This window comes from Sphingomonas sp. PSPC2-2, from assembly GCF_049897725.1.
GTDB lineage: Bacteria > Pseudomonadota > Alphaproteobacteria > Sphingomonadales > Sphingomonadaceae > Sphingomonas.
The window spans coordinates 1-15,114 of the sequence record NZ_JAFCWU010000003.1; the positions used below are offsets into that span (position 1 = coordinate 1).

The 15,114-nt window shown below is 64.8% G+C and carries 16 protein-coding genes and 1 tRNA gene; 11 read left to right on the top strand and 6 right to left on the bottom strand.

Translation table 11 applies throughout. The annotated features are described in order from the left end of the window. The first annotated feature begins 145 nt into the window (after nucleotides 1-145). The gene (locus tag ACP7BY_RS06535; protein WP_426288001.1) at nucleotides 146-1,345 is read left to right on the top strand and encodes a spinster family MFS transporter; all 1,200 of its coding nucleotides are present in this window, start codon (nucleotides 146-148) and stop codon (nucleotides 1,343-1,345) included. A 171-nt stretch (nucleotides 1,346-1,516) separates the two neighbouring features. Here the strand turns inward: ACP7BY_RS06535 and ACP7BY_RS06540 are convergent, their stop codons facing one another. The 3 genes from ACP7BY_RS06540 to ACP7BY_RS06550 form a co-directional block, all read right to left on the bottom strand. After that, entirely contained in the window at nucleotides 1,517-1,828 is a 312-nt protein-coding gene (locus ACP7BY_RS06540) for a hypothetical protein (RefSeq protein WP_033967584.1), read from the bottom strand. Continuing rightward, the gene (locus ACP7BY_RS06545) at nucleotides 1,825-2,889 is read right to left on the bottom strand and encodes a hypothetical protein (protein WP_137903148.1); all 1,065 of its coding nucleotides are present in this window, start codon (nucleotides 2,887-2,889) and stop codon (nucleotides 1,825-1,827) included. The genes ACP7BY_RS06540 and ACP7BY_RS06545 overlap by 4 nt, the downstream gene beginning before the upstream one ends. Nucleotides 2,890-3,018: 129 nt before the next feature. After that, nucleotides 3,019-3,105, bottom strand: a tRNA-Leu gene (locus tag ACP7BY_RS06550). A gap of 110 nt (nucleotides 3,106-3,215) precedes the next feature. Between ACP7BY_RS06550 and ACP7BY_RS06555 the strand changes: the two genes are divergently transcribed. Continuing rightward, the gene (locus ACP7BY_RS06555) at nucleotides 3,216-4,592 is read left to right on the top strand and encodes an MATE family efflux transporter (protein ID WP_209515865.1); all 1,377 of its coding nucleotides are present in this window, start codon (nucleotides 3,216-3,218) and stop codon (nucleotides 4,590-4,592) included. On the opposite strand, the gene ACP7BY_RS06560 is transcribed toward ACP7BY_RS06555, so the two are convergent. Beyond that, on the bottom strand, nucleotides 4,564-5,292 hold the full coding sequence (locus tag ACP7BY_RS06560) for an MJ0042-type zinc finger domain-containing protein (RefSeq protein WP_033967544.1): 729 nt from the start codon (nucleotides 5,290-5,292) through the stop codon (nucleotides 4,564-4,566). The two genes, ACP7BY_RS06555 and ACP7BY_RS06560, sit on opposite strands and share 29 nt — an antisense overlap. A 177-nt stretch (nucleotides 5,293-5,469) precedes the next feature. Here ACP7BY_RS06560 and ftsE point away from each other — a divergent pair, with 177 nt between their 5' ends. The 4 genes from ftsE to ACP7BY_RS06580 are packed head-to-tail and all read left to right on the top strand — an operon-like array spanning nucleotide 5,470 to nucleotide 8,328. Further along, entirely contained in the window at nucleotides 5,470-6,186 is a 717-nt protein-coding gene (ftsE, locus tag ACP7BY_RS06565) for a cell division ATP-binding protein FtsE (protein WP_033967587.1), read from the top strand. Beyond that, entirely contained in the window at nucleotides 6,183-7,076 is an 894-nt protein-coding gene (locus ACP7BY_RS06570) for a cell division protein FtsX (protein ID WP_033967545.1), read from the top strand. The genes ftsE and ACP7BY_RS06570 overlap by 4 nt, the downstream gene beginning before the upstream one ends. Further along, nucleotides 7,073-7,609 carry a YdcF family protein gene (locus ACP7BY_RS06575; RefSeq protein WP_033967547.1) on the top strand — a complete coding sequence of 179 codons (537 nt, stop codon included), beginning with the start codon at nucleotides 7,073-7,075 and terminating at the stop codon, nucleotides 7,607-7,609. The genes ACP7BY_RS06570 and ACP7BY_RS06575 overlap by 4 nt, the downstream gene beginning before the upstream one ends. Continuing rightward, nucleotides 7,606-8,328 (top strand): lysophospholipid acyltransferase family protein, encoded by a 723-nt coding sequence (locus tag ACP7BY_RS06580; protein WP_033967549.1) that lies wholly within the window; start codon nucleotides 7,606-7,608, stop codon nucleotides 8,326-8,328. The genes ACP7BY_RS06575 and ACP7BY_RS06580 overlap by 4 nt, the downstream gene beginning before the upstream one ends. A gap of 13 nt (nucleotides 8,329-8,341) precedes the next feature. Here the strand turns inward: ACP7BY_RS06580 and ACP7BY_RS06585 are convergent, their stop codons facing one another. Continuing rightward, on the bottom strand, nucleotides 8,342-9,250 hold the full coding sequence (locus tag ACP7BY_RS06585; protein ID WP_033967589.1) for a prephenate/arogenate dehydrogenase family protein: 909 nt from the start codon (nucleotides 9,248-9,250) through the stop codon (nucleotides 8,342-8,344). Nucleotides 9,251-9,335: 85 nt separating this feature from the next. Here ACP7BY_RS06585 and ACP7BY_RS06590 point away from each other — a divergent pair, with 85 nt between their 5' ends. From ACP7BY_RS06590 to ACP7BY_RS06610, 5 genes are all read left to right on the top strand, one after another. After that, nucleotides 9,336-10,907 carry a flavin monoamine oxidase family protein gene (locus tag ACP7BY_RS06590; protein WP_137902879.1) on the top strand — a complete coding sequence of 524 codons (1,572 nt, stop codon included), beginning with the start codon at nucleotides 9,336-9,338 and terminating at the stop codon, nucleotides 10,905-10,907. A 27-nt stretch (nucleotides 10,908-10,934) separates the two neighbouring features. After that, entirely contained in the window at nucleotides 10,935-12,068 is a 1,134-nt protein-coding gene (gene metX / locus ACP7BY_RS06595; RefSeq protein ID WP_137902880.1) for a homoserine O-acetyltransferase MetX, read from the top strand. Beyond that, entirely contained in the window at nucleotides 12,065-12,490 is a 426-nt protein-coding gene (locus tag ACP7BY_RS06600; protein WP_033967550.1) for a GNAT family N-acetyltransferase, read from the top strand. The genes metX and ACP7BY_RS06600 overlap by 4 nt, the downstream gene beginning before the upstream one ends. Beyond that, the gene (gene metW, locus ACP7BY_RS06605; protein WP_137902881.1) at nucleotides 12,487-13,089 is read left to right on the top strand and encodes a methionine biosynthesis protein MetW; all 603 of its coding nucleotides are present in this window, start codon (nucleotides 12,487-12,489) and stop codon (nucleotides 13,087-13,089) included. Before ACP7BY_RS06600 ends, metW begins: the two co-directional genes overlap by 4 nt. 72 nt (nucleotides 13,090-13,161) lie before the next feature. Beyond that, on the top strand, nucleotides 13,162-13,563 hold the full coding sequence (locus ACP7BY_RS06610; RefSeq protein WP_126848615.1) for a response regulator: 402 nt from the start codon (nucleotides 13,162-13,164) through the stop codon (nucleotides 13,561-13,563). 3 nt (nucleotides 13,564-13,566) lie between these two features. Here the strand turns inward: ACP7BY_RS06610 and ACP7BY_RS06615 are convergent, their stop codons facing one another. Continuing rightward, nucleotides 13,567-15,090: a PAS domain-containing protein gene (locus tag ACP7BY_RS06615; protein ID WP_249340859.1), complete on the bottom strand. Its 1,524-nt coding sequence runs from the start codon at nucleotides 15,088-15,090 to the stop codon at nucleotides 13,567-13,569. Nucleotides 15,091-15,114: the final 24 nt, after the last annotated feature.

Sequence of the window (15,114 nt, forward strand, 5' to 3'; positions counted from 1 at the left end):
AGCGCACCGCCCACAGGATCACATCACCCTGGAAATGGCGCCACTTGAAATCCGTCATCGTTCCGTCCGTCCAATCTCCGCCAAGCATGCTCAAGCTTCACGATTTTTGCAACAGAGCCCGGCAAACCGCGCGCTCGTCCTGGCGATGCTGCTGCTGGTCTATACCTTCAATTTTCTCGACCGGCAGATTTTGAGCATCCTGGCGCAGCCGGTGAAGGCGTCATTGGCGCTGACCGATACACAGCTCGGTATGCTCGGGGGCCTCGCTTTTGCCGCGCTCTATTCGACGCTGGCGATCCCGCTCGCCTTGCTGGCGGATCGCACCAGCCGTTCCTGGGTGATTGCGCTGTCGCTCGGCGTGTGGAGCGTGTTCACCGCATTGTGCGGCACCGCGCAGAGCTTCGGGCAGATGTTCGCCTTTCGCCTCGGCGTCGGCGTCGGCGAAGCGGGCGGGGTGGCACCCTCTTACGCGCTGATCGGCGATTATTATCCGGCCAACACGCGGGCGCGGGCGCTGTCGATCTATTCGCTTGGCATCCCGGTCGGCGCGGCGGCGGGGGCGTCGCTCGGCGGCTATATCGCGCAGACGGTCGAATGGCGCAGCGCGTTCCTGGCGGTTGGGGTGGCGGGGCTGCTGCTTGCGCCTGCGTTTAAATGGATCGTGCGCGATCGCCCGCGCGCGGTGGCACCGGTGGATCAAGTGCCGATCACCCATGTCTTCGGTATCCTCGCCGCCAAGCCGAGCTTCTGGCTGCTCGCCTTCGGGGCGGCGGCAGGGTCGATGTGCGGTTATGGCGTGGCTTTCTGGCTGCCGAGCATGATCATGCGCAATTACGGTCTGGGCTTGAGCCAGACCGGGCAGTTCTTCGGCGCGTTGCTGCTCAGCGGTGGCGTTGCGGGTATTTTGCTGGGGGGATGGTTGGGCGACCGGCTCGGGGCGCGCGGGCGGCGCTGGTACGCGCTGTTTCCGGCGATCTGCTATGTGGTGGGGACGCCGTTGTTTATCGCCGGGGTATTGGCCGGATCGTGGCAGGCCGCGTTCGCCTTGTTCCTGCTGCCACAGGCGCTGGTCTATGTCTGGCTCGGGCCGGTGCTGACCGCCGTCCAGCATCTCGTCCCCGCCCATATGCGCGCGACCGCCTCGGCCAGTTTCCTGCTCATCAACAATCTGATCGGGCTTGGGCTGGGCTCCTGGGCAATCGGCTCGCTGTCGGACCATTTGGCACCAGCCTATGGCACCGACGCCCTGCGCTATGCGATTGCGACGGGCCTGTGCCTGTATCTGGTCGCGGGCGCGCTAATGGCGCTCGCCAGCCGGTTTCTAACGCGCGATTGGGTGGAGTGAGGGCAGGGGCTGGAAAGCAGCGTTTGATGCCGCCCTGCCTGTTTAAGAAGTGGTGTCCCGTAGAGGACAAGGTTGGGCAATCAGATTATCGGAAAACCTCGGTCAAATGAAAGTATCATGCTAAAAATTATGCCGGAATTTTTCGGTCGGTATTTCTCCCCCGATTGGCTCTCAATCCCGCGCCTCTCGTATTGAATCAAGCTCAGCCAGCCGCACCGGATCGTCGGCTGCCAGTTCTTCCTCTAGATAATAGGAATATGGGATATCCCGCACCATTTGTTGCGTCGCTTCACTAAACTCCGGTGCGATGATCGCAAAGGCGTCGACCAGTTCGCGCAGGAATGTCTTATCTAGCGCCTTAAGATCAGCGCCCAGCAACTCCATCATCTGGATAGCCTCGTCGGGATCGAGAATATCGTCTTCCGTGAGGTCAAGAAAAAGCGAAAAATGAGCAATAATTCGTGCGATCTGAATTGCAATCATGGTTTCACGATCCTGATTTTTATGTTCGTAACATTCAACTTTTTTAGTAATTTTATAGCCGCAAGGCGCTCGTGTTCATTAGGAACTTCCCAAACGCCGATGAGGCGATGCTGCGACAAAACTTCGGACTGGCGCAAGACTTGCGCTCGTGCTCGCGGCTGATCCCGAATGGCCCATTTTCTATCAACCACATATTCGCCATGCACCCCGTCGAATTTGACCGGCCGCCTCGATCCATTGGGAAGGGTCCGGGTTAAGGTCGGCGCTTGGCCGGACCGAGCACCGGTCGCTTGGTCATTGTAAAGTTTCCAAGGCTTGTCGGAGGTAAGGTTCTCTTTAACCCAACCGATTTGCGGCGGATCATAGGAAATGCGCGGCGTTACAGCGCGCATACGGCGCAAGGCGGACACCTTCGACAGCGTCGCTCCGGGTGCTGCCGCCAGCGCGACATTGCCAACGATCGATCCGGTGGCACGGCCAAGGTCGCGCGAAGACGCATGTGCAATCGTATTGACCGCGCGAGCGATATGAATCCGCGCGGGCGTGTTTTCGGCTACCAGGACCGAATCGATCGTTTCGGCAATACCGATAGCTGTATTGCTAACCGTGGTGATAGGGTTTGTCGTGAAAAGGGAATATGCCCCGGCGGCCGTCTCTTTCCCGACATGATACAGGCCTTCGCCAACCCCGCTGACGAATTCGACGGCAGAGTTCCGCTGAGCGCCAGGTTGCGTATGCTGTGGCTTAGGTGGGGCCGCCGTTGAGCCAAGGCGGCCGGAAGGCGAAGGTCCCACTTTCGGCCCTGCTCCGTTAATCGGCTTCTTCGGCTTGCTACGGTTGCCTATCGGTGCTCGATGGTCACCGGCCCGTCTGATCGGGCTGGTCCTGTCGCGACCATAGTTCTGCCCCGAGCCCGCAAAGGTGAACCGCCCATCCGCCGGATCGTGCCAGGGATTAAATTTGAGTTCGATGCCGTCCGCGAAGGCTACGCGCGGCAATCTGCCGGTTCGCAGCCAGATCGAAAATGCGCGTCGTCGCTGGCTCTCGGATATCAGGATCATGCCGCCCTCGCTGCTTTATGCGGCGAGAACATTTGAGCAACATTTTCCTACACGTCAACCGGAAATTCCACCGGTCAACGCCGACACAGCCCCGCCTTACTCCTCTAATGGGATGCGATTCTAAGAATGTGGTGCGGCCGAGAAGACTCGAACTTCCACGGGCTTTCGCCCACAACGACCTCAACGTTGCGCGTCTACCAGTTCCGCCACGGCCGCACGTAACATCACCGGGCACGCCCGGCAGCTGGTAGGCGAGCGCCCCTAGCAAAGCATCGCGGCGGGCGCAATGCCTATCGCAATCGGGATGATGCGCGTAGCAGGCGCGGATGCCGGTTGCCCCACTCCCAAGTCGCTCCGACCGATGCGTTGCGGAGACGCGGCGTATTCTCACGCTGGCGTGGCCGGTGATGCTGACCAGCCTCAACTGGACGATTTTGAGCGTCACCGACATCGTGGTGGTCGGCCTGACCGGCACCGACCAGGTCGCCGCTTTGGGCGCGAGTCGCGCGCTGACCTTCGTGACGATCGTCGCCGGGCTGGCGTGGTTGTCGGGCACGTTGGTGTTCACCGCGCGTGCCGATGGCGCGGGTGACCTGCCGCGCACGGGGGCGACGCTGCGCGAAGGGCTGGTGCTGGCGCTGGTGCTGGGCGCGCTTGGTGCGCTCGGCTTCGGGCTGTTTGCCGAAGCGATGCTGGGCGGCATTGGCGTCGCGCCCGCTTTGGTGGGCCCGGCGGCGCGCGTGGTGCGGGTGATGGCGCTGTCCTATCCGTTTCAGTTGACGATCATCGCGGCGAGCTTCTTTCTGGAAGCGATATCGCGCCCGCGGCGGGTGATGGTGGTCAACCTTGCGGTTCTGCCGCTCAACGCGGTGCTGGCCTGGGCGTGGTCGGGCGGCCATCTCGGCTTGCCCGCTTTGGGTGCCGTCGGCGCGGCTGCGGCAACGGCGAGCGCGTCGCTGATCGGCGCGGGGGGCATGCTGGCGGCGGTGTGGACGACAGACAATGCGCGGGCGCGCGGCGTGCGCGATCTTTCGCGGCGGGCATGGGTGGCTGCGGTGCCCGGTGCGGTGCGGCTGGCGCGCTTCGGGATCGTGCCCGCGATCGCCTCGGGCTTGGAGCTGGCGGGCTTTTCGATTCTGATCGCGCTGTCGACCGATTTCGGACCGGTGACCGCGCACGCTTTCCAGATCGTCTTCTCGGTCCACAACGTCACCTTCGGGGTCGCGTTGGGGCTTGGATCGGCGGCGGGGGTGCGCGTGGGCAATGCCGTGGGCGAGGGCACGCCCGCGCTGGCGGTACCCCGCACCGTGATCGCTGCTGGGCTGGCGGCGCTGTTCACGGGCTTGCTGGCGATCGTGATCGTGGTGGCGCGCTGGCCGATCGTCGCAGCGTTCCCGGCGGCCGCTGGCGTCCACGCGGTGGCGCTGGCGATGCTGCCGATTTGGGCACCGTTCATTCTGTTCGACGGCGTGCAGGTGGTGTTCGTCTATGCGCTGCGGTCGCTGGGCGACCAGATTGCGGCGGGGGTGAACAGCATCATGGCGTTCTTCGTGGTGACCGGCGGGGCGGGGTGGCTGTTCGTGCACGCGGGGGGCGGGCCGCTTGGGCTGGTCTATGCCTCCGGGCTAGGGATGGTTGCCGCCGCACTCCTGCATGGCGGCCGCTTCGCCTGGCTTAGTGCGCGGCTTCGCCGGAAAAACTGAGCACCAGCTCCTGCGCGTTGACGGGCACGTTGACTTGTGCGGAGTTGAACTGGACTTGCCCCTTGGGCGGCAGCGTGGTCGCCTCGGGTCGGATGATCCAGCTGAACACGATCCGCTTCTGCGCATCGCGCAAGTCGGCGCGGATGTCGGGGATGGGCTGGCGTGTGTCGGTGGGGTTGAGCACGATGCCGCTGACCGCGAAAATCTCGTTGCCGTTAAAGGTATGCTGGTCGACCGGCTTGCTGACGATTTTCAGCGGCGTGCCGGTCGCCGGGCGAAACAACTGGCCCGCCAGCCCGGGAAGGTCGGCATAGAAAACCAGCGCCGCTGCCGCGAGCATGGCGATGCCAGCCGCGAGCGCCGCCACGGTCCAGCGCCGCGCCGGGTTGCGGCGTGGGCGAAACGGCGGTTCGTGCGCGAACGCATCGTAGTCTTCATAGGGCGAAGCCGCCGCGCCGGTTGCAGGCGAGCTTGCAGGCAGAGGCTCGGGCGGGGTCTCGACGTCCGCCTGAACCCGGGGCGCGACGGGCGGCGGCGCGATCGGTGCCGCTTCGGCCCGCGCAACCAGATCGAGCATGGGCGCGCCCGCCTGGAACCAACTGTGCTTGCAGCTTGCGCAGCGCACGGTCCGCCCGTCGGCCCCGATAGCGGAATCGGGAACGAGGTAACGCGTGTGGCACTCGGTGCATTCGAGGATCATGATACGGCTTTGGCCCCGTTACCGCCCTGTGGCAACGTATCCCCCGAATCTAAGCCCAGGCAGCCGGGCTAGGCAAGCCTTTCGCAAGTCGATCATGCTGCCCGCGCTTGTGGCGGCGCGCCGGATCGTGCGATGCAGATGCAGGGCATTGATTATAGAGCGAGCAGCACGCGCCACATGGCGAATATCGTCCAGTTTGAAAATGTGGGGCTACGCTACGGCACCGGCCAGGAGACGCTGTCCGACGTCAGCTTCACGCTGTCGACCGGGGCATTTTATTTCCTGACCGGCGCATCGGGCGCGGGCAAGACGTCGTTGTTGAAGCTGCTCTATCTGGCGCAGCGCCCGACGCGCGGCAGCATCCGGCTGTTCGGCGAAGACGCGGTGACCTTGCCGCGATCGCGCTTGCCTGGCTTCCGGCGGCGGATCGGCGTGGTGTTCCAGGATTTCCGGCTCGTCCCGCATCTCTCGGCCTTTGACAATATCGCCTTGCCGCTGCGCGTATCGGGCGTGCCCGAAAGCGATGTCGAGGCACCCGTGCGCGAGATGCTCGCCTGGGTCGGCCTCAGCGACCGCGTCGACGCGAAGCCGCCAACGTTGTCGGGCGGCGAGCAGCAGCGCGTGGCGATTGCGCGCGCGGTGATCGGCCGACCCGAAATCCTCGTTGCCGACGAACCGACCGGCAACGTCGATCCGGACATGGCGGAACGATTGTTGCACCTGTTCGACTCGCTCAATCGGCTCGGTACGACGGTCGTGGTGGCAACCCACGATTTCCACCTGCTCGGGCGCATCCAGAAGGCACACATGATGCGGCTGGACCACGGGCGTTTGCTCGACCCGACGGGTTCGTTGCGCTTTCCCCCGCCCAACGGCACCGGCGGTAGCGAATGAGCGTGCGAATGATTGCATCGGCGGCCGACCGCCGCTTGCTTGACGAGAGTCGGGGCACGCGGGCCATGATGTGGATCATGGCGATCATGCTGTTCCTGACGGTGCTTGCCGCCGCGCTTGGGCTGGGCACGCTGGGAGCGGCGGCGTTGCTCGACCGGCAATTGGCCGGCCGGTTGACGGTGCAGATTGTCGAGCCCGTGGAGAGCAAGCGGCTCGACCAGGCAGCGCGCGCGCTCGCCGTGCTGCACGCGGATCCGGTGGTAACGCGCGCGGTCGCGGTCGATCGCGCCAAGCTGACGACCTTGCTGCGCCCGTGGCTGGGGGCCGACGGTGCCGATCCCGATTTGCCGATCCCGGCGATGATCGACGTCGATCTCGGCGCGGCCAGCGATGCCGCGGTGGCACGCGTGCGCGAAGCCGTGCTGAGCGTCGCGCCCTCCGCACGGATCGACCGGCATGAAAGCTGGATGTCGCCGGTGCGCAGTTTCATGGGGCTCGTCACGCTGCTGGCGGCGGGGCTGGTCTTGCTGATGGCGACGGCCACGGCGGCGGTCGTGGTTCTGGCGGCACGCGCCGGGCTGGAAACGCACCGGGCGACGATCGAGGTCTTGCACATGCTGGGGTCGACCGATGTTCAGGTCGCGCGGCTGTTCCAGCGCCGGATCGCGCTCGATACGTTGATCGGCGGCGTGCTCGGCACGGTCGTCGCGGGCGGCGTGGTGATGCTGATTGGCTGGCAATTGACGACGCTTGGCTCGGATTTGCTGGGAGGCCTGGCACTTGGCACGCGCGATTGGGTGCTGCTCGGGGCATTGCCGCTGGTGTTCGCGCTGCTGGCAACGCTCGCGGCACGGCAAGCGGTGCTCGGTGCGCTCGGACGCTATTTGTGATCGCGCGGGTCCTGGGCTTGCTCGTGCTGCTCTGGTTGCTTGGGTTTGCGGTTTTCCTGGCGACGATGCCGGCACCGCTTGTCGGCCCGCGTACCGATGCAATTGTGGTGCTGACGGGGTCTGCCGGGCGGATCGATCGCGGTCTCACGCTGCTGCAGGGGCATATGGCCAAGCGCATGCTGATCAGCGGCGTCGCGCCGGAAGTGCGCCCGGCCGAACTGGCGCATGAATATCGCGTCAGCCCGGCGCTGTTCGCGTGCTGCGTCGATTTGGGCCATGAAGCAGTGGATACCCGCTCCAACGCCGACGAGACGGCGGACTGGGTGCGCAGCCACGGCTACAAGACGGTGCGGCTGGTGACCTCGGATTGGCATCTGGCGCGGGCGCGGCTCGAACTGGTCAATGCGCTCGATGGGGACGCGACCGTGTTCGGGGATGGCGTGCCGAGCAGCCCGCGCTACGCCGTGCTGATCGGCGAATATAATAAGCTCATTCTGCGCAAGGCTGCCTTGCTGATCGGGGCCGTCACGTGAACGCTTTGCGAAACTGGCTGTTCATGCTGGTGTTTTACGGGGGGTCGGTGCCGATTGTGCTGACCTCACCAATTTCGGCGCTGTTCGGCTGGCGCGCGATGGTGGTGCATACGCATTTCTGGACCCGCTTCCATGGCTGGGCGACGCGCACGATCCTCGGTATCCATCAAAACATTGAAGGCGCGCGTTTCGGGGATACGACGGGGCCCGGCCATATCGGCGGGGTGCCCGTGCTCTATGCCGCCAAGCACCAGGCGATGTATGAAACACTCGAGCTGGGGCGAATGCTGCGCAACCCGGCGATCGTGATGAAGCAGGAGTTGACCGATATCCCGGTATGGGGCTGGGCGGCGCGGCGCTACGGGGTGATCGTGGTCGATCGCGAGGCGTCGGCGGGCGCACTGCGGCGCATGTTACGCGAGGCGCGCGCGGCGCTTGCCGAGCAGCGCTCGATCCTGATTTTCCCCGAAGGAACGCGCGTGGCACCGGGCGAACAGCCGCCGCTGCGCGCCGGGTTCGCCGGGCTGTACCAGATGCTCAAGATCCCGGTGGTGCCGGTGGCGATCAACAGTGGACAGATATGGCCCAAACACGGCCCGAAAGTGCCGGGAGTGGTGACCTTCCGGTTCGGCGAGCCCATTCCCCCCGGCTTGCCGCGCGCCGAGATCGAGCGGCGCGTCCATGCGGCGATCAACGCCTTGGACACGCCGCAGGCCTAGCAACGCCGACGTCTTAGTCGTGCGCGCGCCCGAAATCCGGGGCCGGATCGTCCTGCCCCTGTTCGATGATGCCGCGTCGCACCGCGCGGGTCTTGGTGAACAGGTCGAACAATTCGTCGCCCTTGCCCCAGCGGATCGCGCGTTGCAGCGCGGTCAAATCTTCCGAGAAGCGCTGTAGCATGTCGAGCACCGCCTCGCGATTGGCGAGGAACACGTCGCGCCACATCGTCGGATCGGACGCGGCGATGCGCGTGAAATCGCGAAAGCCGCCAGCCGAATATTTGATGACTTCAGATTGGGTAACTTCCTCCATGTCGGATGCCGTGCCGACGATGGTATAGGCGATCAAATGGGGCAAATGGCTGGTGATGGCGAGCACGCGGTCGTGATGGTCGGGGGCCATCGTCTCGATTTCCGCGCCCAATCTGCGCCAGAATTCGGCAACGCGTTCAACGGCGAGCGGATCGGCATTCTCGGGCGGGGTGAGGATGCACCAGCGTTTGTGGAACAGCGTCGCGAAGCCCGCTTCGGGCCCGCTGCGCTCGGTCCCCGCGACGGGGTGGGCGGGAATGATCGTGGCACCGGGCAGCGCCTCGGTCAGCGCGCGCAGCACTTCGGCCTTGCAGCTGCCGACATCGCTGACCACGGCTTCGGCAGGCAGATCGGCCGCGAACTCGGCGGCGGCTGCTCCCATCGCGCCGACGGGCACGCACAGGATGACAAGGTCCGCGTCGATCACCGCAGCGCCGCTGCTATCGGCGACATCGTCGAACAGCTTGAGCTGGTCTGCGACGAGACGAACGTCCGCGTCGGCATCGTAACCGGTCAGCCGGACCGTCGGCATCGCGGCGCGCGCGGCGCGGGCGATCGACGAGCCGATCAGACCGATACCGATGATAGTGACACGAGCAAAGGGCAGCATGACGTCGCGCATGGCGGATGCTCATTCCATTGGCAAGCTGGCGTTGTCCGTCCGGCCTGCTAGGAGGCCGCGTGGGGAGATAGGAATGCGGGGAAGTGAAACGGTCTGGCGCGCTTTGGCGATGGCACGACGGGCCAATCTTACCGACACACAGCAGTCGGCACCGATCCCGGGGGGACCAGGCGAGACGCGACGTGCGGTATTGGCTGCACTCGCGGCGGCGGGGGCGGCAACCGCTTTGCCTTCCCCTGGCCATGCGGGGACGGCGAGCGCGGGCCCCGTAGCGATTATCGGCGGCGGCATCGCCGGGTTGACTGCTTTGTGGCACCTCACCCGCGCCGGGATCGACGCGCGCCTGTATGAAGCGCGCGCGCGGCTGGGCGGGCGGGTCTATACCGCACGCGAGCCGGGCAAGCCGACATTCGAGGCAGGCGCGCAGCTGGTCAATACCGACCATGCCGATATGCATGCGCTCGCCCGAGAATTCGGTTTGGCGCTGATCGACCGCAAGGGCACGCCGCACCGCACGATGATCCTCGCCGATGGCCAGGAGGTGCCACAGAGCAAGCTCGCTGCCGCGTTGCGCGGTATCGCCGGGCAAATCGACGCCGATTCGGTGCGGATGGACCAGGATTATGCGCGGGTCGGGCCCGAGCTCGATGCGCTGAGCTTTACCGACTATCTCGACCGGCATGCCGATTTGATGCCCGAACCGTGGGTCCGTCGCCTGATCGAGGCGACGGCGCGCACCGAATATGGGGTGGAACCGGGAGAGGCATCCGCAATCGAACTCGTGTTCAACCTGCCGACGGTCAAGGGGCGGCGGATCGACGTTCTTGGACGCAGCGACGAACGCTATCTTATTTCCGGCGGCAGCGGCGCGTTGATCGACGCCATGGCGGCGCGGTTGTCGGCCCGCATCCAGCTCAATCGCCGCGTCACGCGGATTGATCCGTTCGGGGCCGGGGTCCGCGTGGTATTTGCCGACGGAAAAACCGTCGATGCCGCCAACGTGATCGTCACGACCCCCGCGTCGATCACGCGCAACATCGATTTTCAGGTTCCCCTGCCGCCGCTGTGGACGCGTTTCATTACCGAGGTCGGATTGGGCATGAACATGAAGGTTCAGGCGGGGATGACCGCGCGTCCATGGGATGCGGTGGTCGGGCGCGGCGGCGACATCTGGCAAACCAACGCGCGGGCCGGAGTGGCGAGCGGCTGGGATGGCAGCGTGCGCGGCGGCGGTGCGTCGGGCGACATGTGGACATGGTTCCTGGGCGGCGCGCAGGTGGCGGCGGCCGACCGGCCGGAGCCCTTATCGCTGACTGCCAAATATGCCGTCCAGGTGGAGCCCGGCGTGCCGGGCATGCTGGCTGCCACCGGGCCGTTCGTGCGTCGCACCAACTGGCATCGCGATCCGATGGCGATGGGCGCTTATGTCAATTTCCGGCCGGGCCAATTGACGCGCTTCGGGCGGCTGATCTGGACCGAGGTAAGCGGGGTCGTAAAGGCTCCGGTTTCGGCCGGCCCTGTCTTGTTCGCGGGCGAACATCTTTCCGACGCCTATCCCGGCTATATGAATGGCAGCGCGCAGACCGGACGGCTTGCCGCCTCGACGATCATCGCCAGCCGGGCGCATGCGCGACGCTTGAGTTGATCGCCGCATGATCCTAACCAGCGCGGAATGACTGAGGACGCGCGTTTCGGGCTTGCCCGCCATGTAAGGTTGCCCGGACCGCTGCGGCTGGATGGCGGCGCGCTGCTGTCGCCGGTCGAAATCGGCTATGAAACCTACGGCACGCTCAATGCCGATCGCAGCAATGCCGTGCTGATTTGCCATGCGCTGACGGGCGACCAGCATGTCGCCTCGCCGCATCCGGTGACGGGCAAGCCCGGCTGGTGGGCGCGCATGGTTGGCCCGGGCAAGCCGGTCGATCCGCCGCGGCATTTCATCATCTGTACCAATGTGATCGGCAGTTGCATGGGGTCGTCCGGCCCGGCGGCGATCAATCCGGCGACGGGTCGGCACTGGGGTATGGCCTTCCCGGTCATCACCATTCGCGACATGGTGCGCGCGCAGGCGCTGTTGCTGGATCATTTGGGCATCGCCACACTGGCCGCGGTGATCGGCGGATCGATGGGCGGCATGCAGGCATTGAGCTGGCCCGCCACTTTTCCCGATCGCGTCCGCGCTGCGGTGGTGATCGCCTCCACCGCGCGACACAGTGCGCAGAATATCGCCTTTCACGAAGTCGGCCGACAAGCGATCATGGCCGATGTAAAGTGGCGCGGCGGCGAATATTATGAAACCGGCGATCCGCCGGCGGCTGGCCTGGCGGTGGCGCGGATGGCGGCGCACATCACCTATTTATCGGAAGCCGGGCTGACCGAAAAATTCGGACGCCGCCTGCAGCAGCGGCCCGACCGGCCCGATGGCGCGATCAGCTTCGGGTTCGACGCCGACTTCCAGATCGAAAGCTATTTGCGGCATCAGGGCATCAGCTTCGTCGATCGCTTCGATGCGAATTCCTATCTCTACATCACGCGCGCGACCGACTATTTCGATCTCGCGGCGGAGCATGGCGGGCATTTGGCCAACGCCTTTCGCGCCACCAAGGCGCGCTTCTGTCTGGTCAGTTTCGATACCGACTGGCTCTATCCGACCCCGGCCTCGCGTGCGATCGTACACGCGCTCAACGCGGCGGGTGCGCCGGTCAGCTTCGTGGAGTTGTCGAGCCCTTACGGCCATGACGCTTTTCTGCTCGACGCGCCGGAGATGAATCGCGTGGTGGACGGTTTTCTGAGGGCGGGCGCATGATCACGCTGTCCGACGACAAAGCGCGGCTTGATGTCGCGCGCGTGCATGGCTGGTTGGCATCGAGTTACTGGTCGCCGGGCATAGCGCGCGATCTGGTCGAACGCGCGATCGCGGGGTCGCATTGCCTGGGCGCTTATCGGGATGGCGTGCAGGTGGGCTATGCCCGCGCGATCACCGACCGGGCGACCTTTGCCTGGATCGCCGACGTCTGGGTCGATTCGGCGGTACGCGGCCAGGGTTTGGGGCGGCGGATGGTGCAATGGTACGTTGATCACCCGGATTATGCAGGGATCCGGCGGATCGCCCTGGTCACGCGGGATGCGCATGGCGTGTACGCGGCGCTCGGCTTTCACGCGCCGATCCGACCGGAAAACTATATGGAACGGCTCGATCCGGTCTTTGCGGCGAGCCTGCGGTCATGACATTGCGCCCCGATCTCGCGATCATTGCCGACCATGTCGCACCCGGCAGCCGCGTTCTCGATGTCGGCTGCGGTGATGGCGCGCTGATGGCGGCGTTGCGCGACGCCAAGGGTGTCGATGCGCGCGGACTGGAGCTGGATTCGGCGAATGTGGCGGCGGCCGTGTCGCGGGGGCTGTCGGTAATCCAGGGCGATGCCGATATCGATCTGGCGGATTATCCCGATGCGAGCTTCGATTACGCAATCCTAAGCCAGACTTTGCAGACCGCGCGCCGCCCGGACGTGGTGCTCGATCATTTGCTTCGCGTTGGGCGACAAGCCTTCGTCTCCTTCCCGAATTTTGCGCATTGGCGCGTGCGGATGTCGCTATTGTGGGGCGGGCGGATGCCGGTAACGCGGCTGTTGCCCGAACAATGGTTCGATACCCCCAACATCCATCACGTGACGATCGAAGACTTTCGCGCCTTTGTGAAGGCGCGCGGGATTGAGGTGCAGGGCGCGTGGTTCCTGTCCGGCGATCAACAGACCGGGTCGGTGCAGGCCAATTTGTTGGCGGAACATGCGGTGTTCCAATTGGGCGGCCTTGTCCGAAAGGATTGAGCGAGATCAAGGAACCATCACCCCCGATACCGGGTTAGATAGTCCCAGGTCCCTATCCGAATGAAAAACGCCATGCCCGCCACTGCCCTCATTGTCGAAGACGAGATTTTCGTCGCGCTCGACCTCGAACGTATTCTGGTTGATGCCGGTTATGCGGTGAAGGCGATTGCAGCCGATCGCGACGGGGCGATCGATGCCGCGCGCGATTGCAGCTTCGCGCTGGTGGATATCAATCTCCGCGATGGTCCGACCGGCCCTGAACTCGCGCGCACGCTGGCGCGGGATTATGGGGTCAAGGTCGTTTTCGTCACCGCCAATCCCGGACAGATCGCGCATCCCAGCGGGGCGCTTGGCTATGTCCGCAAGCCGTTCAGCGAAGCGGCCATCCTGGCGGCGGCGGCCATTGCCAGCGCGTCGGCGGAGGTTGACGCCAGCGCCACCACCAGCGCGGACTTCGTCCCGCTCACCAATTAAGGCTTAGTCGCGGCGCAGGGCCGGGTTGGGAATGGCGATGGCCACGCGGAGCCCGTCCGGCTCCCACCGTTGCTCTACGGTCCCGCCCAATTGACGAACCACACTCAGTTCGATCAATTGCGAGCCGAACCCGGTCTTGGTCGGAACGTTGACGACCGGGCCGTCGCGCTCCTGCCATTCCAGCACTGCGCGTTCGCCATCGCGGCGGGTTGCGATCTCGACGACACCCGCGTCGCTCGACAATGCGCCATATTTCACGGCGTTGGTGGCAAGCTCGTGGAACAGCAAGGCCAGCGGCGTCGCCGAGCGATCGTCGATTTCGAAATCCACGCCCTGCACATAAATGCGGGGGGCGGCTTCGGGTTGATAGGGCAGGAACAGTTCGCTCAGCAGGCCATGCAGGCTGTTTTGCGAGACGGACGGGCGCGATTGCGCACTGTGCGGCCGCACGAAATCGTGCGCGCGGCCGAGCGCGGTCACCCGCTCGCGTAAATCGCTGGCGATCGGGCCGAAGCCGGGATTGCTGCGCGCGGACAAATTGATCAAACCCGAAATTACCGCGAAGATGTTCTTGATGCGGTGGCTCAGCTCGTGCGCGACGATTTCGCGCTGCTCGCTTGCTTCCTTCTGTTCGTGAATATCGGTGCAGGTGCCGAACCAGCGTACGATCGTGCCGTTATCGTCATACATGGGCAGCGCGCGACCGAGCGTCCAGCGATATTGGCCGTCGGCCCGGCGCAGGCGATATTCGATCTGATACGGCGCGCCGGTTGCCAGCGAGTGTTGCCATATCGTCCAGGCCCGTTCCTGATCCTCCGGGTGAAACATGCCGTTCCACTCCGCGCCATCGGTCGAGCCAACTGGCATCCCGGTAAATTCATACCAGCGCGCATTGTAATAATCATGGAAACCGTCGGCTCGAGTCGACCAGACCATCTGCGGCATGGTGTCGGCAAGCACGCGAAAGCGCCCTTCGCTATCGTCGAGCTTGGCACGCGATTGCGCTGCGCTGCGATTGTCGCTGAGCCGCGCCAGAACGTCGGCGGCCAGCACACGCAACCCCTGGCGCTGAAGCTCGGTCAGGCCGGGGCGCGGCACCGTATCGATCACGCACAGCGCGCCCAGCGGCAGGCCGTCCTCGCGAACCAACGGCATCCCGGCATAAAAGCGGATGCCAAGCGCACCCGTCACCAGCGGGTTATCGGCGAAGCGCGGATCGATCGTCGCGTCCGGCACTTCGAGAATATCGTCCAGCACCATCGCATGCGCGCAAAACGAGGTTTCCCGAGGAGTCTCGGTCGGCTCCACTCCCGTACGCGCCAGGAAGGTCTGGCGATGCTCTTCGACGATACTGACCAAGGCAACCGGCGCATCGCACAAAGCCGCCGCGAAATCCGTGATTCGCGTAAGCGCCGCATCGTCGCGTAGCGCCTCCACGCCATATTCGGCGATGGCAGCAGTGCGCAATCGCTCGTCGATCCGCCAGCCCGAGCGGTTGGACATGGCGGGAGAGGAGAAATCGGTCATTGCTTGGCCCAACGCGGCAGAGCG